Origin of the sequence: Helicobacter suis (assembly GCF_902196125.1) — a bacterium.
Taxonomy (GTDB): domain Bacteria; phylum Campylobacterota; class Campylobacteria; order Campylobacterales; family Helicobacteraceae; genus Helicobacter; species Helicobacter suis_B.
The window spans coordinates 69,343-90,589 of the sequence record NZ_CABIKG010000008.1; the positions used below are offsets into that span (position 1 = coordinate 69,343).

The 21,247-nt window shown below is 40.1% G+C and carries 15 protein-coding genes and 2 pseudogenes; 11 read left to right on the forward strand and 6 right to left on the reverse strand.

Translation table 11 applies throughout. From position 1 onward, the window contains the following. Positions 1–12 precede the first annotated feature (12 nt). The 11 genes from G6Q00_RS04310 (at position 13) to G6Q00_RS04365 (ending at position 13,624) form a co-directional block, all read left to right on the forward strand. On the forward strand, positions 13–633 hold the full coding sequence (locus G6Q00_RS04310) for a DUF1104 domain-containing protein (protein WP_163532156.1): 621 nt from the start codon (positions 13–15) through the stop codon (positions 631–633). A gap of 92 nt (positions 634–725) precedes the next feature. Beyond that, on the forward strand, positions 726–1,145 hold the full coding sequence (locus G6Q00_RS04315) for a DUF1104 domain-containing protein (RefSeq protein WP_240330984.1): 420 nt from the start codon (positions 726–728) through the stop codon (positions 1,143–1,145). Positions 1,146–1,234: 89 nt separating this feature from the next. Continuing rightward, positions 1,235–1,675: a DUF1104 domain-containing protein gene (locus G6Q00_RS04320; RefSeq protein WP_240330985.1), complete on the forward strand. Its 441-nt coding sequence runs from the start codon at positions 1,235–1,237 to the stop codon at positions 1,673–1,675. Between the two features lie 128 nt (positions 1,676–1,803). Continuing rightward, the gene (locus tag G6Q00_RS08575) at positions 1,804–3,447 is read left to right on the forward strand and encodes a catalase (protein ID WP_240330986.1); all 1,644 of its coding nucleotides are present in this window, start codon (positions 1,804–1,806) and stop codon (positions 3,445–3,447) included. After that, complete coding sequence (locus G6Q00_RS04335; RefSeq protein WP_163499225.1) at positions 3,431–3,649, forward strand: hypothetical protein; 219 nt, start codon at positions 3,431–3,433, stop codon at positions 3,647–3,649. The genes G6Q00_RS08575 and G6Q00_RS04335 overlap by 17 nt, the downstream gene beginning before the upstream one ends. Positions 3,650–3,726: 77 nt before the next feature. Continuing rightward, the gene (typA, locus tag G6Q00_RS04340; RefSeq protein ID WP_163532157.1) at positions 3,727–5,526 is read left to right on the forward strand and encodes a translational GTPase TypA; all 1,800 of its coding nucleotides are present in this window, start codon (positions 3,727–3,729) and stop codon (positions 5,524–5,526) included. Between the two features lie 10 nt (positions 5,527–5,536). Then, positions 5,537–7,888 carry a ribonucleoside-diphosphate reductase subunit alpha gene (locus G6Q00_RS04345; RefSeq protein WP_205426501.1) on the forward strand — a complete coding sequence of 784 codons (2,352 nt, stop codon included), beginning with the start codon at positions 5,537–5,539 and terminating at the stop codon, positions 7,886–7,888. A 67-nt stretch (positions 7,889–7,955) separates the two neighbouring features. Then, positions 7,956–10,301, forward strand: coding sequence for an N-6 DNA methylase (locus G6Q00_RS04350; protein ID WP_163532158.1), 2,346 nt, complete (start codon positions 7,956–7,958; stop codon positions 10,299–10,301). Next, the gene (locus G6Q00_RS04355; protein WP_163532179.1) at positions 10,301–11,374 is read left to right on the forward strand and encodes a Fic family protein; all 1,074 of its coding nucleotides are present in this window, start codon (positions 10,301–10,303) and stop codon (positions 11,372–11,374) included. Before G6Q00_RS04350 ends, G6Q00_RS04355 begins: the two co-directional genes overlap by 1 nt. A gap of 85 nt (positions 11,375–11,459) precedes the next feature. Next, positions 11,460–12,857, forward strand: a complete 1,398-nt coding sequence (locus G6Q00_RS04360; RefSeq protein WP_163532159.1) for a hypothetical protein — start codon at positions 11,460–11,462, stop codon at positions 12,855–12,857. Continuing rightward, on the forward strand, positions 12,806–13,624 hold the full coding sequence (locus G6Q00_RS04365) for a restriction endonuclease subunit S (RefSeq protein WP_163532160.1): 819 nt from the start codon (positions 12,806–12,808) through the stop codon (positions 13,622–13,624). The genes G6Q00_RS04360 and G6Q00_RS04365 overlap by 52 nt, the downstream gene beginning before the upstream one ends. Here the strand turns inward: G6Q00_RS04365 and G6Q00_RS04370 are convergent. The 6 genes and pseudogenes from G6Q00_RS04370 to napA all read right to left on the reverse strand — a co-directional run bounded on the left by G6Q00_RS04370 (position 13,608) and on the right by napA (position 20,965). After that, positions 13,608–15,206, reverse strand: coding sequence for an SLC13 family permease (locus G6Q00_RS04370; RefSeq protein WP_240330987.1), 1,599 nt, complete (start codon positions 15,204–15,206; stop codon positions 13,608–13,610). The genes G6Q00_RS04365 and G6Q00_RS04370 overlap by 17 nt on opposite strands. A gap of 8 nt (positions 15,207–15,214) precedes the next feature. After that, positions 15,215–15,442 (reverse strand): annotated as a pseudogene (locus tag G6Q00_RS08580) (methyl-accepting chemotaxis protein); the annotation flags it as partial. A 486-nt stretch (positions 15,443–15,928) separates the two neighbouring features. Continuing rightward, positions 15,929–16,543: pseudogene (locus tag G6Q00_RS08765) on the reverse strand (PAS domain-containing protein); the annotation flags it as partial. A gap of 42 nt (positions 16,544–16,585) precedes the next feature. Then, positions 16,586–17,380 carry a quinol dehydrogenase ferredoxin subunit NapH gene (gene napH / locus G6Q00_RS04380; protein ID WP_163532161.1) on the reverse strand — a complete coding sequence of 265 codons (795 nt, stop codon included), beginning with the start codon at positions 17,378–17,380 and terminating at the stop codon, positions 16,586–16,588. Beyond that, on the reverse strand, positions 17,380–18,138 hold the full coding sequence (napG, locus tag G6Q00_RS04385) for a ferredoxin-type protein NapG (protein ID WP_163532162.1): 759 nt from the start codon (positions 18,136–18,138) through the stop codon (positions 17,380–17,382). The genes napH and napG overlap by 1 nt, the downstream gene beginning before the upstream one ends. 1 nt (position 18,139) lies before the next feature. Beyond that, positions 18,140–20,965 carry a periplasmic nitrate reductase subunit alpha gene (gene napA / locus G6Q00_RS04390; RefSeq protein ID WP_163532163.1) on the reverse strand — a complete coding sequence of 942 codons (2,826 nt, stop codon included), beginning with the start codon at positions 20,963–20,965 and terminating at the stop codon, positions 18,140–18,142. Positions 20,966–21,247 lie beyond the last annotated feature (282 nt).

Below are 21,247 nucleotides of genomic sequence, written 5' to 3' on the forward strand. Positions count from 1 at the left end.
TAAAGGTGGTTTATGCGTCAGTTTTTGAAAATTTTCATAATGGGTATGTTGGCTTTAGGTGTTGCACACGCTGAGGAAGTGGATTTTTCCAAGCTAAGCAACAAAGATTTAGTTAAAATGGCTGGTAAAGTAGATGCAAGTCAGGAACTAGAGTACCACATGGAGGTACACAAACGCCTTAAAAAACTCAAGGGTGTTAAGGCTAAAGAGTTTCACAGACAAGTTGAAAGGGCTACTGTGCTTCATTTAAGCAAAATGAGTAAGAAAAAATTCATGGCTTTGCGTGAGGAAGTGGCTGGAAAATTAGAAGAAATGAAAAAAGAACACAGCCCAGAGGAATTAAAATCTATGGGGCTAGATGTTGAAATCTGTAAAGGTGAGCAAAGGAAAATCTTGTGCCATGTCAGACATGCTAGAAAAGGGCATAAAGGCGGAGCACACCATGGACAAGCACACAACGCGCATCACGAGGATAAGGCAGCGCCTACAGAGCACCATGAAGAACACAAGGCTCCAGAAGAAAATAAAGCTCCAGAGGAACACGAAGCTCCTGCTAAAACCCCAGCTAAAGCTCCTACTAAGCAATCTACAGCTCCAGCTAAAACTCCTGCAGAACCTAAACCTGCAGAGTAATCTACAAAGTACACTTGGAGGGGGTTTAGTTTAAAGGTTGGGGGTTTTTAAATCATTAATGGAGGATTTTTGTGGTGAATATAAAGTTAGGAATGGCTAGTTTAGTTATTGCCGGGTTGTGCACGGGTTTATTGGCAGAGAGTAACCCGTTTGAGAGCAAAAGCGATAAGGAACTTATTGACATGGCCGGTAAGGTTGAGCCTAATAAAGTGCCGGATTATAAAATGGAGCTTTACAAACGCACTAAAAAAATGAAACCCGAGCAACGCAAAAAGTTCTATGAAAAAGTCATGGCCTCTGCGGATAAAAACACGGCTAACATGACGATGGAGGATTTTGGTAAGCGCATGGAGGCTATCCATGCAGCGATGAAGGCTAGGATTGCTAAGATGACACGGGCGCAGTTTAAAGCTAGTGGGTTGTTTTGGGATCGTGGTCCACATGGACCAGGTTGTCCTTGCGATCACGGACCCCATGGGGATCACAAACCACCACGCCCCCCTCTTGACTAGGTTTGGGGTTTTTGATTCTAGATTTTTTGCTTCAATGAAAAAGGCCTTGTATCTATTTGCATTTATTAAATTAATATAAGGAGTTGGAGTTGACAAAAGTAAAATTAGGAATAGCCGGTTTAGTTATTGCTGGGTTGTGCACAGGTTTATTAGCAGAAAGTAATCCATTTGAGAGTAAAAGCGATCAGGAACTTATTGACATGGCCGGTAAGGTTGTGCCTAATCAAGTGCCGGATTATAAAATGGAGCTTTTTAAACGGATGAAGAAAATGAATGCTGATCAGAAAAAGAAATTCCATGATGAGCTCAAAGCATCTGCGGATAAAAACACAGCCAATATGACTATGGAAGAGTTTGAAAAACGCAGGGAAGCTATCCATGCGGCTATTAAAGCTAGGGTTGCTAAAATGACACGGGCACAGTTTAAAGCTAGCGGGTTAGCTGGTAAAGCTTGTGGTTGCCATGCTAAATGTAACTGCGATATAGTAGGACCCTGTACTTGTGGAGGAGAACACAAACACAAACACTAAAAAATCCTTTCCTCAGGCTAGCGCTTGGGGATTAGAGTATCTTTCTTAAAATCTAAAGAGTATTGCTAAGTTCTTTTATGCTACACTTTCTTTAGGGTTTTTAACCCAGTAAACATAAAAGGATTTTAATGAAAGATAGAGCCTTAACCAATGCTGTAGGCGCGCCTGTTGGCAATAATCAAGATTTACTCACCGCAGGCCCAAAAGGCCCTGCTCTGCTCCAAAACACTTGGTTTTTAGAAAAGCTTGCGCATTTTGATCGCGAACGCATTCCTGAGAGGGTGGTGCATGCCAAAGGAAGCGGGGCTTATGGAACACTCACCGTTACAAGCTCTGAAATCACAAAATATTCTAAAGCCAAACTTTTTAGTGAAGTGGGCAAAAAGACTCCCTGTTTTTTGCGCTTCTCCACTGTAGCCGGTGAAAAAGGTTCAGCAGATGCAGAGCGCGATCCTAGAGGTTTTGCGCTTAAGCTTTATACTGAGGAGGGTAATTGGGATATTGTGGGCAATAACACCCCCGTATTTTTTATTAGAGACCCGCTCAAGTTCCCCGATTTTATCCACACGCAAAAACGCCACCCACAAACTAATCTCAAGGACGCTACGATGGTGTGGGATTTTTTTAGTCTTATGCCAGAGAGTTTGCACCAAATTACGATTTTAATGAGCGATAGAGGGATTCCTAAGAGTTATCGCCATATGAATGGTTATGGCAGCCACACCTTTAGCCTGATTAACAAGAAAGAAGAGCGCTTTTGGGTGAAATTGCACTTTAAAACTTTACAAGGTATTAAAAATCTTAGCAGTGAGGAGGCAGCACGCATACGCATGCACGACATGGATTCTCACCAGCGCGATTTATTTAGAGCCATTGAACAAAAAGATTACCCCAAATGGCGTTTTTGTATGCAGATCATGCCCAAGAAAGATGCTAAAGATTATAAATTCCACCCCTTTGATATTACCACTCGCGCCGTAAAGCCCCTAGCTTTAGCTAAGCGGATTAAGGCGTTTTTGTGTTATAATGTCCGCTATAGAGTTGGGGCATCAACTCTTGGAGTAGAGGTTGTAAGACCCGCCAGCGGGCAAGCCTTGATTATCCCAGAATCCCCTAGCTTTAGCTATGGGGAGTATGTCAATAAAGTGTGGAGTCATAAAGATTACCCTTTAATGAAAGTGGGCATTTTAAAACTTAATAAAAACCCCCAAAATTATTTTGCCAAAGTAAAACAATCTACCTTTAACCCCGCTAATATTGTCCCCGGTATTGGTTATAGCCCTGATTACATGCTACAAGGGCGGCTCTTTACTTATAAGGATACCCAGCGCTACCGTTTAGGGATTGAGCATAGCCAATTACCTGTAAATGCTCCCCGTTGTCCTTTTGCTACTTCCTTTAAAGATGGCTTAATGCAAAGCGGGCACTATGCTATAGAGCGTAAGCCTAGCTCTTTGCCCGGTGGCTATAAAGAAGTTTCTCACGCACGCAAGAATAAATTAGATTTATCTAAACTTGAAGAGGAGTTTAGCGCCTATGCTTATGATTTTAGAGAATTAGACAATGATTATTACACCCAAGCAAGCGATCTTTTTAATCTGATGTCTAAAGAGGAGCAGGAGCGTACTTGTCAAAATATCGTTGATTCTATGCAGGGCGTGCCTGAGCAAATTATCAAGCGCCAATTAGAGCATTTTAATAAAGCCAATGCACACTATGGAGCACGGGTTAAAGAGTTATGGCAAATTAGAACTAATGCGACTCTGGTTTGAAAAACTCTTAAAAGAATACAAAACCCGCCTCTTTGTGATTTACTGGGTGCGCTGGATGATCTCAGCTTTGGTGATGATGCCTTTTATGTTGCTTTTTGAGTGGCTTCATGTCTCCCTTTGGCTTAATTTATTGCTAGGCCAAAGTATCGGCGCACTCATCTTTTTTAAGATAGATAAGTTTATTTTCCGCTCCAAAGACTAAATACCAAATATCAGATTGCCTAAGTAAAGTTAGGTTATACTGAGCCCTCCAAAATTTTTATTTTACTGAGGTTTTAGATGCAAAAAATCAGAAACATCGCCGTTATTGCCCATGTTGATCATGGCAAAACCACTTTAGTAGATGGCTTACTCACCCAATCTGGGACTTTTAGCGCGCATGATAAGATCGATGAGCGCATGATGGATAGCAATGATTTAGAAAAAGAACGCGGGATCACCATTTTGTCTAAAAATACCGCTATCCACTACAAAGACACCAAAATTAATATCATAGACACCCCCGGGCATGCTGACTTTGGCGGGGAAGTGGAACGGGTGTTAAAAATGGTAGATGGCGTGTTGCTTTTAGTAGATGCGCAAGAGGGCGTAATGCCCCAAACTAAATTTGTGGTTAAAAAAGCGCTAAGTTTTGGGATTTGCCCTATTGTGGTGGTGAATAAAATTGATAAAAGCGCAGCCCAGCCAGATAAAGTAGTGGACGAAGTCTTTGATTTATTTGTGGCTATGGGAGCTAGCGATGATCAGTTAGATTTTCCCGTTGTGTACGCCGCCGCGCGCGATGGGTATGCTATCAAAGATTTAAACGATGAGAGAAAAAATTTAGAACCCCTTTTTGAAACCATTATCTCCCATGTTAAAGCCCCTAGTGGCGCACCTAATGAGCCCTTACAAATGCAGATTTTTACCCTAGATTATGATAATTATGTGGGCAAAATTGGCATCGCGCGGGTGTTTAATGGGCAGGTTAAAAAAGGGGATATGCTCTCTCTTTATAAAAGCGATGGGAGTAAGGAAAATGGCCGTATCACTAAATTAATTGGCTTTTTAGGCTTGGCTAGAATGGAGATCGAGCAGGCAGAAGCAGGCGATATTGTAGCCATTGCTGGCTTTAGCGCGATGGATGTAGGCGATAGTGTGGTTGATCCTAATAATCCTATGCCACTAGATCCTATGCACCTTGAAGAGCCTACTATGAGTGTGGTTTTTGCGATCAATGATTCTCCACTAGCCGGCACAGAGGGCAAACATGTAACCGCTAATAAACTTAAAGATCGTTTGTTTAAAGAGATGCAAACTAATATCGCGATGAAGTGTGAGGAAATGGGCGAGGGCAAGTTTAAGGTGAGCGGACGCGGGGAATTACAGATCACCATTTTAGCTGAGAATTTGCGCCGCGAGGGTTTTGAATTTAGTATTTCTCGTCCTGAGGTCATTGTAAAAGTACAAGACGGGGTTAAATTAGAACCCTTTGAACATTTAGTGATAGACACCCCCCAAGATTTTAGCGGAGCAATCATTGAAAGATTAGGGCGACGCAAGGCTGAGATGAAGGCGATGCAACCTATGGACGCGGGCTATAGCCGTTTGGAGTTTGAAATCCCAGCTAGAGGCTTAATTGGCTATAGAAGCGAGTTTTTAACCGATACAAAGGGCGAGGGGGTGATGAATCACTCTTTTTTAGAATTTAGACCTTTTAGTGGGAGTGTGGAATCGCGCAAGAACGGAGCACTTGTGAGTATGGAAAATGGCGATGCGACCGCCTTTTCTCTCTTTAATATCCAAGAGAGGGGTACACTTTTTATTAACCCGCAAACTAAGGTCTATGTGGGTATGGTTATTGGTGAGCATAGCCGCGATAACGATTTAGAGGTTAATCCTATTAAAGCCAAACATCTTACTAACATGCGCGCTAGTGGGAGCGATGAGGTGATCAAACTCACCCCACCTAGAATTATGGCTTTAGAAAGGGCTTTAGAGTGGATTGAAGAGGACGAGCTTTTAGAGATCACCCCTATTAATTTGCGTATCCGTAAAAAGACACTAGATCCAACTGCACGCCGACGCATCAAGAAATAAAGGTATTTTCATGGAAATGACAGCCACTAAGCGCAACGAGAGTAAAATTTTGCCAGAACAACAGATAGAACAAATCAAGCAAATTATCCACAAGGCTACAGAGGGTCTAACAGGTTTGAATAAAGAAGAATTTGAAACAGCGGCTTTGCACTGCAACACCGAAAATCTCTTGACAAGTCTTATTAAAATGGCGGTGGATAGAATAGATGTAGATGCGCCTAATTGGAGTTTTGTAGCAGCAAGGCTTTTTTTAGAGGATTTATACCAAAAGGTGAGTGGCTTTAGCGGGTATTTGCCTTTAAGGGTGTATTTGGAGTTAGGAGAGAGTAAGGGGCGTATTGTACGGGGGTTTAAAGAAAAATTTGATTTAGAATTATTAGATAGTGCTTTAAGACCTGAGCGTGATTGGCAATTTAATTATCTAGGCATTAAAACGCTTTATGATCGCTATTTGCTTAAAGATGAATCTAACCACCCCATAGAATTACCCCAACATATGTTTATGGCTATTGCGATGTTTTTGGCCCAAAATGAAAGCGATTCTAATGCGCGCGCTTTAGAATTTTACGGGGTATTAAGCCGCTTTGAACTCATGTGTGCTACCCCCACTTTAGCCAATGCTAGAACCCCTAACCACCAGCTTAGTTCTTGTTACATTGGGAGTACCCCGGATAATATTGAGGGTATTTTTGATAGCTATAAAGACATGGCTTTACTCTCTAAATATGGCGGGGGTATTGGCTGGGATTTTAGCCAAGTGCGCTGTTTGGGCAGTTTTATTGATGGGCATAAAAGCGCAAGTGCGGGGGTGATTCCCTTTTTAAAAATTGCTAATGATGTGGCAGTAGCGGTGGATCAACTAGGTACGCGCAAAGGCGCAATTGCAGTGTATTTAGAAATCTGGCACATGGATATTTTAGAATTTATTGATTTGCGCAAAAATAGCGGAGATGAGCGCCGCCGTGCCCACGATCTTTTCCCAGCTCTTTGGATCTGTGATTTGTTCATGCAAAGGGTGGAGGCAGATCGAGAGTGGACACTTTTTGATCCTTACAGATGTTCAGATTTAACAGAATGTTTTGGATCAGAGTTTGAGGCAAAATATTTAGCCTACGAGCAAGATAGCCACATGGTTAAACAGCGTATAAAAGCGCGTGATTTGTGGAAAAAGATTCTCACAAACTACTTTGAAACGGGTCTACCTTTCTTAGGCTTTAAAGATAATGCTAATCGCGCTAACCCTAATGGCCATGTTGGCATGATTCGCTCTTCTAATCTATGTACCGAGATTTATCAAAATACCAGCAGTAGCCATTATAAAATGCAAATAGATTTTACAGATGGCAGTAAGGCTTTTTTTGAGGAATTAGAAAATGTGCATACAGATACCGGTATTATCAAAAGAGCCAATAAACTTAGTAGCAATGATTCTTTGGGGGGTAAAAAGATTTTTATGGCAAGTAAAGTGGCTCAGGAGGGAATGGTGGCTGTGTGTAATTTGGCAAGTTTAAATTTAAGTAAGGTTAATAGTAAACAGGATTTAGAACGGGTAGTACCTATTGCGGTGCGCATGCTAGATAATGTTATTGATCTAAATTTTTACCCCATTTCTAAGGCCAAAGAGACTAATTTAAAAAGCCGCGCCATTGGTTTAGGGATAATGGGCGAGGCGCAGATGTTAGCAGAGGCGCGCATTAAATGGGGTAGCGCTGAACATGTAAGTAAAATGGATACCTTGTTAGAAAAAATGAGTTATGAGGCTATTAAAGCAAGTAGCCAGCTAGCTACTCAGCGGGGGAGTTATGCCTATTTTGAGGGCTCAGCTTGGAGTCAGGGAATTTTTCCAATAGATCATATCAAGCAAGAAGTTAAAGAAATTAGCCCGCATAAACCCTGTTGTGATTGGAAAGGTCTTAAAAAGAAAGTTAAAGAGCAGGGGTTGAGAAATGGCTATTTAATGGCCATTGCGCCCACAAGTTCTATTTCTATTTTGGTAGGTACGACTCAAACCATCGAGCCTATTTATCAGAAAAAGTGGCTAGAGGAGAATTTAAGCGGCTTAATTCCGGTTGTTGTACCCTCTTTGAGTGTAGAGACATGGAATTATTACACCTCCGCTTATGATATTGATGCTAAGGACATGATCACCTTAGCAGCTGTGCGCCAAAAATGGATCGATCAAGGGCAAAGTCTAAATCTATTTTTGCGCCCTAAAAAGGCTAGTGGGAAACTCTTGCATGAAATCTATTATTTGGCTTGGAAACTAGGGCTTAAATCCACCTACTACCTACGCACCCAAAGCCCAGATTTAGAAATCCAAAACATCTTAGATCGATCGATTGAGTGTTACCAGTGTCAGTAGGATCAATCTAGCCTACTAGTTTTAAGGAGGGGTACATCTAAATTAAAATCACACCGCAAGGATATAGATGTTTGAGGAAATTTTTAAGCATAGTTCACTAGACTTTTTTAAGCCAGATTTGATCACAGATTTAAAAAAAAGAGTAGAGCGGAGTAAAAAGAAGGGCTATATCACCTGCCTTGTACGGGATAAAGCGATTAAATTAACCCCTGAGGAAGTGGTACGCCAACTTTATCTAGCTAAACTCATAGAGGAGTATCACTACCCTAAAGAGTGTATCCAGTTAGAATATCCCATTTATTTTGGCCGCGAAGTAAAAAGGGCTGATATTGTGGTGCTTGATCAAGAAAAAGCCCCATACATTGTAGTGGAGCTTAAAAAACCCAGAGAAAAAGAGGGGATAGCACAGCTAAAGAGCTATGCCCATGCTAGCGGAGTGCCCCTAGCGGTGTGGAATAATGGAGAATATGAAATTATCTTGCATCGTAGAAACCCCAACCATTTTATCAATATCTCGCATTTGCCCCATTATAATCAAAGCCTAAAAGAAGTACTTAGCGAGCAGTTTAAATATGTGGATTTACTTAAAAAAGATGTTTTGAGTCAAGGGGGCTTAAATTTAAAATCGCGTATTCTTTTGATAGAAGATGAGGTGCTAGCTGGAGCAGGGGTTGATGCGTTTGAGGAGGTCTTTAAACTCATCTTTATTAAACTTTATGATGAACTTAACACTTATCGTAAAGATAAAAAACTAATCAATGATTACAACAATGCCCTAGATTACAAAAATAAGGGTAGAGCAAATGAACTTTATAAAAAAATGCACAATTTAGAGTTTAGAAACTATGAGGGTATTGGCAATCAGGATTTTAAAGATCGTTTAGAACGCTTATTTACAGAATCTAAAGAGAAATGGCCGGGTATTTTTGCTAAAGATAGTAGCATCGCCCTAACCCCTAGCCATTTAGAAGTGTGTGTGAGTGTGTTACAAGAATGTAAGTTTTTTAACTCTAATTTAGAAGTGATTGATGAGGCCTTTGAATACTTGGTTAGCAAAGATTATAAGGGCGAGAAGGGGCAATATTTCACTCCTCGTTATGTGATTGATATGTGTGTAAAAATGCTTAATCCTAAATCCCATGAGAGCATGATCGATCCAGCTGCTGGGAGTTGTGGGTTTCCTATCCACACAGCCTTTTATGTGTGGCGAGAAATCTATAACAATGCTAATTTAAATGAACATGAAATGCTTAGTGCAGAGGAGAAAAACCCGGAGGCGCTAGACTATGTCAAACGCAGGGTCTTTGCAATTGATTTTGATTCTAAAGCTGTACGCGTAGCCCGTGCACTCAATATTATTGCCGGAGATGGGCATACCAATGTTTTTAAACTCAATGCTCTTGATTTTCCTAAGTACAATGATGCATACAAAGTAGATGATGTAAGCGAAGAATTTAATAGAAATTTTAAGGATTTATTACAATACAGAAAAGACCCTAAATCTAAAGATTATCGGTATTTTAGTTTTGATATTGTCATGGCTAATCCTCCCTTTGCGGGCAATGTTAAAGAGTCCTATCTTAAAAATTATGAGCTCAGACATACTATTAATTTTGAAAAGACAGAAAGATCAGAAAATGCGCGGATTTTAAAAGACCCTAGCTTTGATGCCTGTTTAGAAGATCCCCAAGCACTTGTACAAACTAAAGAAGGGTATAAGAAGATCAAAATCAAAGAACAAAAAGAGGTGAGTCGCGATGTGCTCTTTATTGAGCGCAACTTAGATTTGTTAAAGCCGGGTGGGCGCATGGCAATTGTACTCCCTCAAGGGCGCTTTAACAATGCTAGCGATCAATATATCCGCGAATTTATCGCCCACCGTGCGCGCATTTTAGCAGTTGTAGGTTTGCACCCTAATGTATTTAAGCCCCATACAGGTACTAAAACTAGCGTACTATTCTTGCAAAAATGGGACGAGAAGTTATGCCCCTATCAAGAGGATTACAATATCTTTTTTGCCACCATGCAAGAGCCTAGTAAAGACACTTCGGGGGATAAAATCTATGTTAAACAAGAACGCGTTAAAATCCAAATCACCCTAGATCACAAAATCACCACCCAAGAATTGAGCCTAGAGGATTTTTATACCAAATACCCTAGTTTAGAGGCGGCTAACTTTATAGAATTTGAGGGACGCAAAATCACAGATGAGGCTTATAAAAATCTCACAGAGAGTGAACAAAAACAAGCTTGTAACCAAAAAGCTACTTTATATACTATCCCTCTTTTAGATAAACATGGACATCTTATTGTCAAACACGATCTTTTTAGCCACGAGGGGCTCACAAAAGAAGGCATTGCTGAGGCCTTTATTGATTTTGCTAAGAGCGAGGGTTTGAGTTTTTGGCAATGATGGAAGGGTTTATCCCTAAAGAGCTACCCCCAAATTTTACCCCTGATACGCGCATTTATACGCTATTAGTCCGAGCTTGCAGAGAATTAGGCGAACTTAATGGTGTGGCTAAAATTATCCCTAATCAGAACATCTTAATTAACTCTCTAGTCTTGCAAGAAGCCAAAGAATCTAGCGCCATTGAGAATATCATCACCACACATGACGAGTTATTTCTAGCCCAAATTGAACACAGCCAAATTACTAAGAATGCTAAAGAAGTGCAAAATTATGAGAAAGCCCTCAAAACCGGCTTTAATCTCATCAAGCAAGAAAAACTCTTACGCAACAAACACCTTTTAGAAATCCATAAACAATTAGAGGGAAATGATGCGGGTTTTAGGGTTCAAAAAGGTACGATGCTTAAAAATCCAGCCACAGGCCAAATTAAACACATTCCGCCCCAAAATAAAGAGGATATTTTAAGACTAATGGGTAATTTGGAGCGCTATATTAATGAGGAAATGGATTCCTTAGACCCCCTTATTAGACTAGCCATTATCCATTATCAGTTTGAGACAATCCACCCTTTTTACGATGGAAATGGCAGATGCGGGCGGATTTTAAATGTTTTGTATCTCACTTACAAGGGCTTATTAAATCTGCCCATTTTATATTTGAGTGCTTATATCATCAAACATAAGAATCGTTACTACCAACTTTTAGCACAGGTGAGCCAAAGCGGGGATTTTAGCAATTGGGTGGCTTACATGTTAGAAGGAATTATACAAAGCGCGCGGGCAACTATTCAAAGAGTTGAAAAAATTAAGCAGGGAATGCAGGTATATCAGCAAATTTTACAAAAACGAGCGCCTAAGATTTATAGCAAAGATTTAGTAGAAATTTTATTTTCCTACCCTTACACAAAAATAGAGTTTTTAGAAAACCGCTTAAAAATCCACAGACAAACAGCCTCTTCCTATCTTAAAGAATGTGAAAACTTAAAAATACTCCGTAGTGTTAAAATGGGTAGAGATAAATATTTTATCAATAAAACTTTATTTAGAATTTTATCTCAAGAACTGATATGTTGAAATTTTTACATTTTTTCGACATATTTACAGAATGTGTCGAAAATTTGCACTTTTTTTAACATATTGATCTAGTAAGGAAAACCCCATGTCCCACCCCCTAGCCCAAAAATACCCCCACCTAGAAGTGAGTGTTTTAAAACTAAGTGAAGTGAAAAAACATTTAATCTTAGGTACAGAATTTAATAGTGCAAAAAGGCAACAAGCTTTGTACATATTAAAGTCTAATAAGAAAGTTTCAGATTATTTTGATCTTATAAAGTCAAATATCTTACAAGTTAATGAAGCCGTATATGTTTATGATTTGACACACTCTTTAGATAATTTTTTAGAAGAGGGGGAAGTGTTTAACGCCCAAAAATTTGGGAGTAGCAAGCAAGAAGCACAAGCGGGCGATTTTATAATTTCACGCCTTAGGTCATATTTGCAAGAAATGGCGGTAGTCCCACAAAGACACCTAAGACAATTTTTTTCAACAGAATATCTTGTCTATCGTCCACGAACACAAGAAATATCATCTAATACACTCATGGTTTTTGCTTTAAGTCGTTATGTACAGACCGTATTAGCTTATAGTCAGTATGGAACTGAACACCCTAGATTTTATGAATTTGTCTTTAATGAAATGCCTATACCTGATGTTATCTTTCGTTTAAATTCTAAAATACACTTGATGATAGAGAACGCCTACAACGCCCTAGAGCAAAGTAAAGCCCTTTATCAAGAGGCGCAGGATTTACTAAGTAGCCAGTTAGGGCTAGATTCTAAGGGTTTGATTGATAATCTCTCTAACTCTAATCACACCATTAAAACCCTCAAAGAGAGTTTTTTAAAAACCGGGCGATTAGACGCGGAATATTATCAAGAGAAATATCACAGAATTGAAGCGTTGATTAAGAATTACCCGGGTGGTTGGGATATTATCCGCTCTTATTTTTGGCATAACAAGAAAAGTTGCCCACTGAAACATTCTAGATATTTTTACATTGAAATAAGTGATATAGCGGTTGGGAGTGGCGCGATTTGCTACCATTCTTTAGAAAAGGCAGAACTTCCTGACAATGCAAAAATTCTAGCTAAGCATGGCGATTTGCTAGTTTCTAAAGTGCGGCCAAATAGAGGAGCAGTTGCCACCATTGATCACACAGCGCCCAATATTATCGTTAGTGGCGCATTTGTGGTACTACGCGAGATTGGAGGGTTCAGAAAAGAGGTGTTACAGGTATTGTTAAGATTACCATTATATAAAGAATATCTTTTAAAGTGGAATGTTGGCACTTCTTACCCCGTGATCAAGGATAAGGATATTCTAGATTTGCCCATCCCCAAAATCCCCCAAAGTATCCAAGAGCATATCGCTAAATACCTCCAAAAAAGTTTTGTTTTGCGCCAGCAAGCCTATAAAGAACTAGAGAGAGCTAAATTAGAAGTAGAGTGCGCCCTCGCGGGGGGGGGGGGGGGAATACCCTTCTTAAATGCGGCTTAAAACGGCGTTTAACTCCTATTAAATCTCTTTTAAAACAAGCTAAATTAGCCTATAGATACGCTGAATGGCTGTTATTAGAAACTCTTTTAATCTATACTCCCAAAAATCACACCATTAAAACCCTCAAAAAGAGTTTTTTAAAAACTAGGCGGTTAGATGCGGAAGTATATCAAGAAAAGTACGGATATAACGAAAGTTTGATCAAAACCCACCCGCATGCTAGATTAAAAGATTTAGTGCACATTAAAAAATCCATAGAACCGGGTAGTGCTGCTTATAGAAGTGTGGGTGTGCCCTTTATCCGTGTGAGTAATTTAAGCCCTTTTAATTTGAGTGCTAGCACAATTTTTTTAGACCCTAAAAGAGATTTAAAATTACTTTATCCTAAACAAAATGAGGTGTTATTTAGTAAAGATGGCAGTGTGGGGATTGCTTATTGTATGCCACAGGATTTAGAAGTAGTGCTAAGTAGTGCAATTTTGCGGCTTGAGATTAAAAATCACAATATAATTAGCCCCCATTATTTAAGCCTAGTTTTAAATAGCCAAGTAGTAAAGCTACAAGTTAAAAGAGAAAGTATAGGCTCAATCATTGTACATTTAAAACTTAGCAAAGTTGCTAACCTACTAATCCCTCTGCTAGATAGACAAATCCAAGAAAATATAGAGATTAAACTTAAAAAAAGCGCTGATCTGCGCACTTATTCTTTTAAACTTTTAAAAAGGGCAAAGAATAAGCTTGAAAGGGCAATCAACCTACCAAATTAAGCATTCTAGCTACACCTAAGAGAATCAAAGATAATCCCCAAAGCCAAATAAAGCTATAAGCAATGTGTTTTCCTATAGAGAGTTTAGCAAGCCCTAATCCTAACCAAAGAGCTGGAGAAAAGGGCGAAATAAAAGTACCTAAAGTCGCGCCAATGAGCATACAATAACCCACACTTTGGGCTTGATCTGAGGGGGCTAAATGGGCAATGATAGGAAAAAAGGTAAAATAATAGCTATTGGTGTCTAAGACTAGTTTAAGAGGTACGCCTAAAGCGCCTACGATCCACTGCAAAGAGGGCAATAAAGAAGCGGGGAGATAGGCGGTTAAATCCTTAGCAATGGCTTCTAACATGCCTGATTCACTTAAAATACCAATATACACCCCCGCACTTAATAAAATCAAGGCCATAGAAATCGCTTCAGGGGAGCATTCTTTAATCTTGGCCATGCACGCTTTAGGGCTATCATAATTAATCAGCAAGACAACACAAAGCGCAATTAAAAAGCAAAATTCAGGGGGTAAAATTTTACACACCACCGCTGATAAGGCAAGTACCGCCACGCATAAATTAGGGATAAAATGTTTTGCTGCCTCTAAATTAGGGGTTTCTATCTCTTTTGAAGTTTTAGAGGGCAAATCAGAGGGTAAAGCTTTTAAGCGCCTTGTTTCTTTATAACCTAAAATCACTGCTAAAAGCAAGATACAACAAAAGCCAATGGCTTGTAAGGGTATAAGAGGATAATAAAGTGTACTTGTTTCTACCCCAAGCACACTAGCCACGCGCCCTAAAGGACCTCCCCAAGGTAAAAGATTAGCTAGCCCTGCGCTAGCAGCTACTAATAAAATTAAAAGATAGGGATTAAGTCTAAGGCGTTCATAAATGGGCAAGAGTGGGGGGATAACTACTAAAAAGGTGCTAGCCCCTGAGCCGTCTAAATGTACAAGTGTAGCGATGATGCATGTACCCATACAAATAGCAATGACATTTCCCTTAGAAAAAGCAATGATAGTTTTAATTAAGGGGTTAAAAAGCCCTGCGTCATTAAGAATGGCAAAAAAGAGAATGGCAAAGATAAACATCATTGCAATGTTAAAAACTTTGTTAATGCCATGTCTAAGATAGGAAACAAGTACATGGGCGTGATCTAAAAAAGTACGCCAAATAGAATGGGTTTGTAGCATTTGCTTTATAGCATTTTCAAAGGGGGTTTGAATTTTAAGGGCTTTTAATCCGGCCTTATAGGCTTGATAAATTTCTTCTTCATTTATCACAGCATTTTTAGGCTTTTTATTAAAATCATTAAGATTAAGGGTTTTATAAGCGGCTTTTTTAAAATGGGTGATTTGATCTTTTGGGAGGTTTAGGGATAGTTTATGTAAAAAAACCTTAATAGATTTAGGTTTGAGTAAATAGGCATAATTATTTGCAACAACCTTATGCCCAGTAATTCCGCTAGTAATCCAAAAACCAAGCAGGCCAACTAAAGGTACAAGGGTGAGTGCTACCATCGGAGATAAACGCTCGCGCAAAAGCGTATAAATAAGTGTAGCGATAATAGCGCATGCAAAGAAAACTAACATTAACGCTCGGATTTAAGCAAGGTACTAATTTCATTAGTTGCTTCGCCGGTTTTACTGGCTAACTTACTCACCTCATCAGCCACTACTGCAAACCCGCGCCCATGTTCGCCCGCGCGCGCGGCTTCAATGGCGGCATTGAGGGCTAATAAATTGGTTTGTTTAGCAATGCCATCAATCTTAGCAATCACTTCAACGATATTTGATAAATTTTCCTTAGTTTGCTTGTTAAATTCCTCTTCTTTGGCAAAATACTCATCTTGCTTCTTTTGCGCATCAATATTAGAAAGCACCCCCACAATGCGCTTTGTACTCAAATTTCCCTCATCTTTTCTAAGCGCGGTTGCTTGGAATTTATAAGCGTAGTGATTTGTCTCATCTATAGGTTTGATCATGATTTCTAATTCTATAGGTTTGATCGCTTGGTTTTGCTGTAAATCTGAGGCTAATTTTTCTAATGCCTGTAAAAATAGAGGTTTACTCTCAGTAGAAAGACAATTAATTAGGCTTTGTAAAGACACTTCATTAGCATGCATCACACTTTGGGATAAATGCGGGGAAAACCAACAAGAATTTTTAGGGTCTAAAATATCTGTTCCTTGCAAACAAATATCAAAGAGTTGATCAGAGATAAGAGATAAAGAGAGATTAAATCGCTCAATTACCTTGTCTAATTCTTCTCTGTGGTGTACCTCATTATCAATATCTTGAATCGATCCGGCAATAAAAATTGGATTGCCTAACTCATCGCGTTTTACCTCTCCATTATTATTAAAGTATTTATAAACCCCTTGCTTATTTTTTAAGCGATATTGGCTTGAATAGGTGGCTTTTCCGCTTTTATCCGCTAAGCATGCAAAAAAGGCCGCATAGGTTCTTTCCTCATCATCAGGGTGTATGCGTTCTGCCCAAGCAGAGAGTAAATTAGGAAACTCTTTTTCATCTTGAAAACCTAGTAATTCGCGATACCTCTTAGACCACATAAAAGGGGTAGCGCCATCTATTTTCCCATCTTTAGGGTAGTGCATATACCACGATCCGTTTAAATTAGCATCAATCATCTTTTGGTTAATAGAAAATTCTGCTTCAAGAGATTGGTGTTTTTCTGTTAATTCTTGGATTTGCTGGTGCAAATTTGAACATTGCTCTATACGCGTTTGTAAAGTCTTGGCTAATTGCATAAAAGTTTTAGTAAGAGTACGCGCAGCCTCGCAGGGAAATTCATCTAAATTTTGTAAACTAGAACAGATTTGATCTAAAGCTTTAGTATCGTTTAGATCTGTTTGGGCAAAACTGGCAACAAAGCGATTTAAAAAACGGATATAAGCACCTGAAAACATAGCAAACCTTAAGGATTAATTTAGCAATGCATGATAGCAAAATTAGGCGCGTTGCCCAAAACTCCCCTTTAAATCCAAAATACTAAAGCGCAGCGCGTCATCTTCACACACCTCAATACAGCGCCCGCAACGGATACACTCCCCTGAATTCACCGCTACACTTTCTACCCCCACCATCCAAAGTACTTGTACCTCAGGGCAAATTTCTAAACACAAATCGCATTTAGTACAGCGCATCGCATTGTGTTCTACTTTTAAAAGCGCATAACGGCCTATTATGGAATAAAACGCACCTAGTGGGCAAAGGCGCGAGCAAATGAGTCGATCGCCTAAAAAAGTGTCTACACAAAAGAGAAAAAAGCCAACGATTAACCAAGAAGCCGTGCCATAAATAATACCTCTTTGTACAATGCCAATATAAGATACGCTTTCAAATGCGGGTAGGGAAAGGATAAAAGAAAGTACAAGGCTTAAAGCTAAAAGAATGTAGCGCAGGTTTTTAGGCAGAGTCAAACTAACGGCTTTAAAGGCAAATTTGCGCCTAACCCATGTAGCAAAATCTACAATTAAATTAATAGGGCACACCCAAGAGCAAAAGCTACGGCCTAAAAAAAGACCATAGATTGCCCCTATTAATAACGCCCCTAAGAGTACTAACATGTCTACATGCAAACTGGCTAAAAAAACCTGTAAAGTAGCAAAAGGATCGCTAAGTGGGATAGTATTAAAAAGCATAGAAGCGCTCAAATTGCCCTTTAAAATAAAACTAGCAGAAGTGCTCATAAAAAGTACTAAAATGCCAATTTGCACGATGCGTCTAGCGATGAGGTAGCGCATTAAAGCCCCTTGTTAAGGTAGTCTAGTGGGTTATCTGTTCTAGGATTAAGCGTATTGGGTTTAGCATTTTTAAGCCGTTTTTGATTTTGTTCTTGGCTATCCCAGCTTTTAACATAGTGGCTACCTGCCTTACCACTTACAAAGGCGGTAGGTAGAATTTTAATAGAGGGTTCTTTAGTGATACAAGCGCGTTCACAAAGCCCACAGCCCACACACGCACTAGGCTCTACAACCGGCAAAGTATAAGTGTGCTCGCCGGTGTGGGCATTATGTCTGTTTTCTAACTTAATGGCTTTATCTATCAAAGGGCAGACACGATAACACACATCACAGCGCACCCCCCAAAACGCCACACAAGCCACCGGATCAATCACGGCAATCCCCATTTTTAGCGAAGAAATCCCTTGATCTTTTTTAAGATGTTTTTTATCTAGCGCATCGGTGGGGCAGGCTTTAATACATGGAATATCTGGGCAGAGATAACAAGGGGTTTTGCGCGCTTCAAAAAAGGGAGTGCCCATTTTAGGATAATCTAATAAAGTGGCAAGTTTTAGCGTATCATAGGGGCAGGCTTTTACACATAGCGCACAGCGGATACACAGGCTTAAAAAGCGCGCTTCATCTTCAGCCCCCGGAGGTCTAAGCGCGTAGGCATCTTGGCTATATTTAGCCTTAAGCATTGCACCTAAAAACGCCCCCCCTCCCACACATAGACAAGCCCCCTTGAATGCAGTTTGCAAGAAAGCTCGTCTCTGCATCCTAAACCTTGGTGATCTTCACCGCACACTTTTTATAATCAGTTTGCTTAGAAATAGGGCAGGTGGCATCTAAACAAACCTTATTGATAAAAACATTCTCATCAAACCAAGGCACATAAACTAAACCTACGGGGGGTTTATTGCGCCCGCGCATATCCACTCTAGCCTTTACTTTACCGCGCCGTGATTCAATCCACACCGCATCGCCTTGATTGATCCCTAATTTTTCCCCATCTTTGCTGTTCATATAACAAAGCGCTTCAGGCACCGCTCTAAAAAGCTCCGGTACGCGCATAGTCATTGTACCGCTGTGCCAGTGCTCTAAAACCCGCCCGGTAGCTAGCCAGAAAGGGTATTCTTTATCGGGTCGTTCAGGGGCTTTCATGAAGGGTCTGAAGAAAATTTTAGCTTTATTTTCTAAACTTTTAGGTTCTTTAGTTTGTGGACCCTTAAGATCGCCACTTACTACCTTTTTCATGAGTTTTCCATAAAAGGCAAAGTCTGAATCAGGTGCAGCTTTTTTAGCGTAGTAATCGTATTTTGTATTAAAACGCCATCTAGTTTCTTTGCCATTAACCACAGGCCAGCGCAAACCTCTAGTGCGGTGGTAGTCATCAAAATAGGCCAAATCATGCCCATGCCCGATACCAAATTTGCGGTATTCTTCCCAGAGATATTTTTGGATAAAGAAACCATAACCTTTAAAGGGTCTGCCATCACTGCCTATTACATGGCGTCTATCCCCGTGTACTTCTGAGTTAGGCGCACCCCTACCAACAGGATCGCTAGCTAAAAACTTCTTAGCGTATTTATTAGCAAAGAGTACATCATAAAGTGTATCGTTTTCATGGTAACCCATTTTTCTAGCTTCAGCTAAAACATTAGGCAGGGTGAGCTTATCATTGACTTTTTGCTCTTTCCAAACCTCTTTGAGTTTAAAGCGTTTAGCAAATTCTAAAATTTGCCAAGTATCACTCATTGCAGAACCCACCGGTGTAACTTGTTGTTTCCAGTGTTGTGATCGGCGCTCTGCATTGCCATAAGCCCCCCATTTTTCATAAATCATTGCGGTAGGTAAAATTAAATCTGCTACCTTTGCACTAATCCCCGGATAGCAATCACTCACCACGATAAAATTATCCATTTCTCTAGCTGCTGCAATCCAGTGGTTAGCATTAGCCGTATTTTGCCAAGGGTTATTAACCTGTACCCAGATAAATTTAACCTTGCCATCTTCAAGCGCGCGCATCATCGCCAAAAAGTCATAACCGGGTTTGGGATTGATTGTACCTTTTGGCAAATGCCAGAGTTTTTCAGCTGTTTTGACATGTTCGGGGTTTGTAACAACCATGTCAGCTGGTAAGCGATTAGCAAAAGTACCCACCTCCCTAGCAGTCCCACAAGCACTAGGTTGGCCGGTTAAAGAGAATGCCCCAGAGCCCGGTTTAGCTTGTTTGCCTAAAAGAAAATGCACCATGTAAGCTTGTTCGTTAACCCAAGAACCGCGGGTGTGTTGGTTAAACCCCATAGTCCAAAAGCTCACAACCTTACGCCCTTTTTCTATGTAAAGATTGACTAAAGTTTGTAATTTTTGTTTAAAGCCATCTAAAGGCTCGTTAGCATCGCCCTTAGCCACTTGTGCGACATAGTCTAAGGTATAGGGTTCAAGGGCTTTTTTAAATTCCTCAAAAGTAATTTGCCAGTGTTTACCCGCCTCTTTTTGGTGTTTCATTTCAAATACCTGACCTGCTTTAACCCCTAAATGTTGCAAAGCAATTGCCTCTTCTTTATCTAAAGTGATGGCATTTTGCTTTTTTACAATCTCTTTTTCACTGGGGCGGAATTTGGGGTGGTTGGGGTTATTGCGCATGCCATAGCCAATATCTGCATAGCCGGTTGTAAAGATGGTGTGTTTACTAACAAAGTCTTGATCGATCACATCAGGGTGTTTATAAACAATTTCTCTCGCGATGTAATTCCAGATAGCTAGATCGCTATTGGGTGTAAAGATAATTTCCATATCCGCTACGCCAGAGGTGCGGTTAGAAAAAGTGGTGAGATTGACCACCCGTACTCTATCTGGATTACTAAGTTTTCTATCACTCACCCTAGACCATAAAATGGGGTGCATTTCAGCCATATTTGCCCCCCAAGTGATGATCGTATCTGTTTCTTCAATATCATCATAACACCCGCTAGGCTCATCAATACCAAAGGTTTGTAAAAACCCTGCTACCGCGCTAGCCATGCAGTGGCGCGCATTTGGATCGATATTATTGCCCCTAAAGCCGGCTTTCATAAGTTTGCTAGCTGCATAGCCCTCTGAGATTGTGTATTGTCCGCTCCCAAAAACCCCAACCCCAGTAACCCCGATTTCATTGTAATACTTTTTAAACTGCTTTTCCATTTCATCAAAGGCGCGCTGCCAAGAGACTTGTTTAAATTTACCTTTTTTATCAAACTCGCCATTTTCATTCACCCGCAAAAGCGGTTCTACTAAACGATCAGCCCCATACATGATTTTAGCGTTAAAATAACCTTTAATGCAGTTTAAACCTCTATTAACAGGAGCGAGTGGATCGCCTTTAACCGCCACGATTTTATCATCTTTAGTAGCGACCATAATTCCACAACCCGTACCGCAAAAACGGCACACCGCCTTATCCCATTTCCAATCTCTTTGGGCTTGTTGGGCTTTTGCGGCTAGAGCTGGGGGGGTGAGCAAACCTGCACTACCCATAGCCGAAGTGATGGCCACTGATTTTAAAAAATCCCGTCTGCTATTATCCTCAATAGGATTGTCGTGTTTTGATACTTCAGATGACATAGACTCTCCTTTATATAAGTTAGTGCCCCCATTATACTAAAAATTGTTAGTCTTTGAGTAACACAGCCTATTTTTAGAAAGCTAACATATGCAAAATAAGGGCACATTTATAAGTTGATCAATTAAGCCGCTTAATGCATGCTAAAAACGCGATGCATATCCTGATTAATAATTACAGCCAATTAAGCCCCCCTTAAGCTTAAAAACTATAAAATGCCCCTTTTGCTAAATAGCAAATGCTCTAAATAGCAATGCTAAAGGCAAGCGATCTTTGACATTTAA

What these genes read in the sequence shown, in the direction of transcription:
- typA (WP_163532157.1), top strand. Translation starts at nt 3,727, where the DNA reads ATGCAAAAAATCAGAAACATCGCCGTTATTGCCCATGTTGATCATGGC.
- G6Q00_RS04335 (WP_163499225.1), top strand. Translation starts at nt 3,431, where the DNA reads ATGCGACTCTGGTTTGAAAAACTCTTAAAAGAATACAAAACCCGCCTC.
- napG (WP_163532162.1), bottom strand. Translation starts at nt 18,138, where the DNA reads ATGCAGAGACGAGCTTTCTTGCAAACTGCATTCAAGGGGGCTTGTCTA.
- napA (WP_163532163.1), bottom strand. Translation starts at nt 20,965, where the DNA reads ATGTCATCTGAAGTATCAAAACACGACAATCCTATTGAGGATAATAGC.
- G6Q00_RS08575 (WP_240330986.1), top strand. Translation starts at nt 1,804, where the DNA reads ATGAAAGATAGAGCCTTAACCAATGCTGTAGGCGCGCCTGTTGGCAAT.
- G6Q00_RS04370 (WP_240330987.1), bottom strand. Translation starts at nt 15,206, where the DNA reads ATGTTAGTTTTCTTTGCATGCGCTATTATCGCTACACTTATTTATACG.
- G6Q00_RS04360 (WP_163532159.1), top strand. Translation starts at nt 11,460, where the DNA reads ATGTCCCACCCCCTAGCCCAAAAATACCCCCACCTAGAAGTGAGTGTT.
- napH (WP_163532161.1), bottom strand. Translation starts at nt 17,380, where the DNA reads ATGCGCTACCTCATCGCTAGACGCATCGTGCAAATTGGCATTTTAGTA.
- G6Q00_RS04345 (WP_205426501.1), top strand. Translation starts at nt 5,537, where the DNA reads ATGGAAATGACAGCCACTAAGCGCAACGAGAGTAAAATTTTGCCAGAA.
- G6Q00_RS04310 (WP_163532156.1), top strand. Translation starts at nt 13, where the DNA reads ATGCGTCAGTTTTTGAAAATTTTCATAATGGGTATGTTGGCTTTAGGT.
- G6Q00_RS04315 (WP_240330984.1), top strand. Translation starts at nt 726, where the DNA reads ATGGCTAGTTTAGTTATTGCCGGGTTGTGCACGGGTTTATTGGCAGAG.
- G6Q00_RS04355 (WP_163532179.1), top strand. Translation starts at nt 10,301, where the DNA reads ATGGAAGGGTTTATCCCTAAAGAGCTACCCCCAAATTTTACCCCTGAT.
- G6Q00_RS04350 (WP_163532158.1), top strand. Translation starts at nt 7,956, where the DNA reads ATGTTTGAGGAAATTTTTAAGCATAGTTCACTAGACTTTTTTAAGCCA.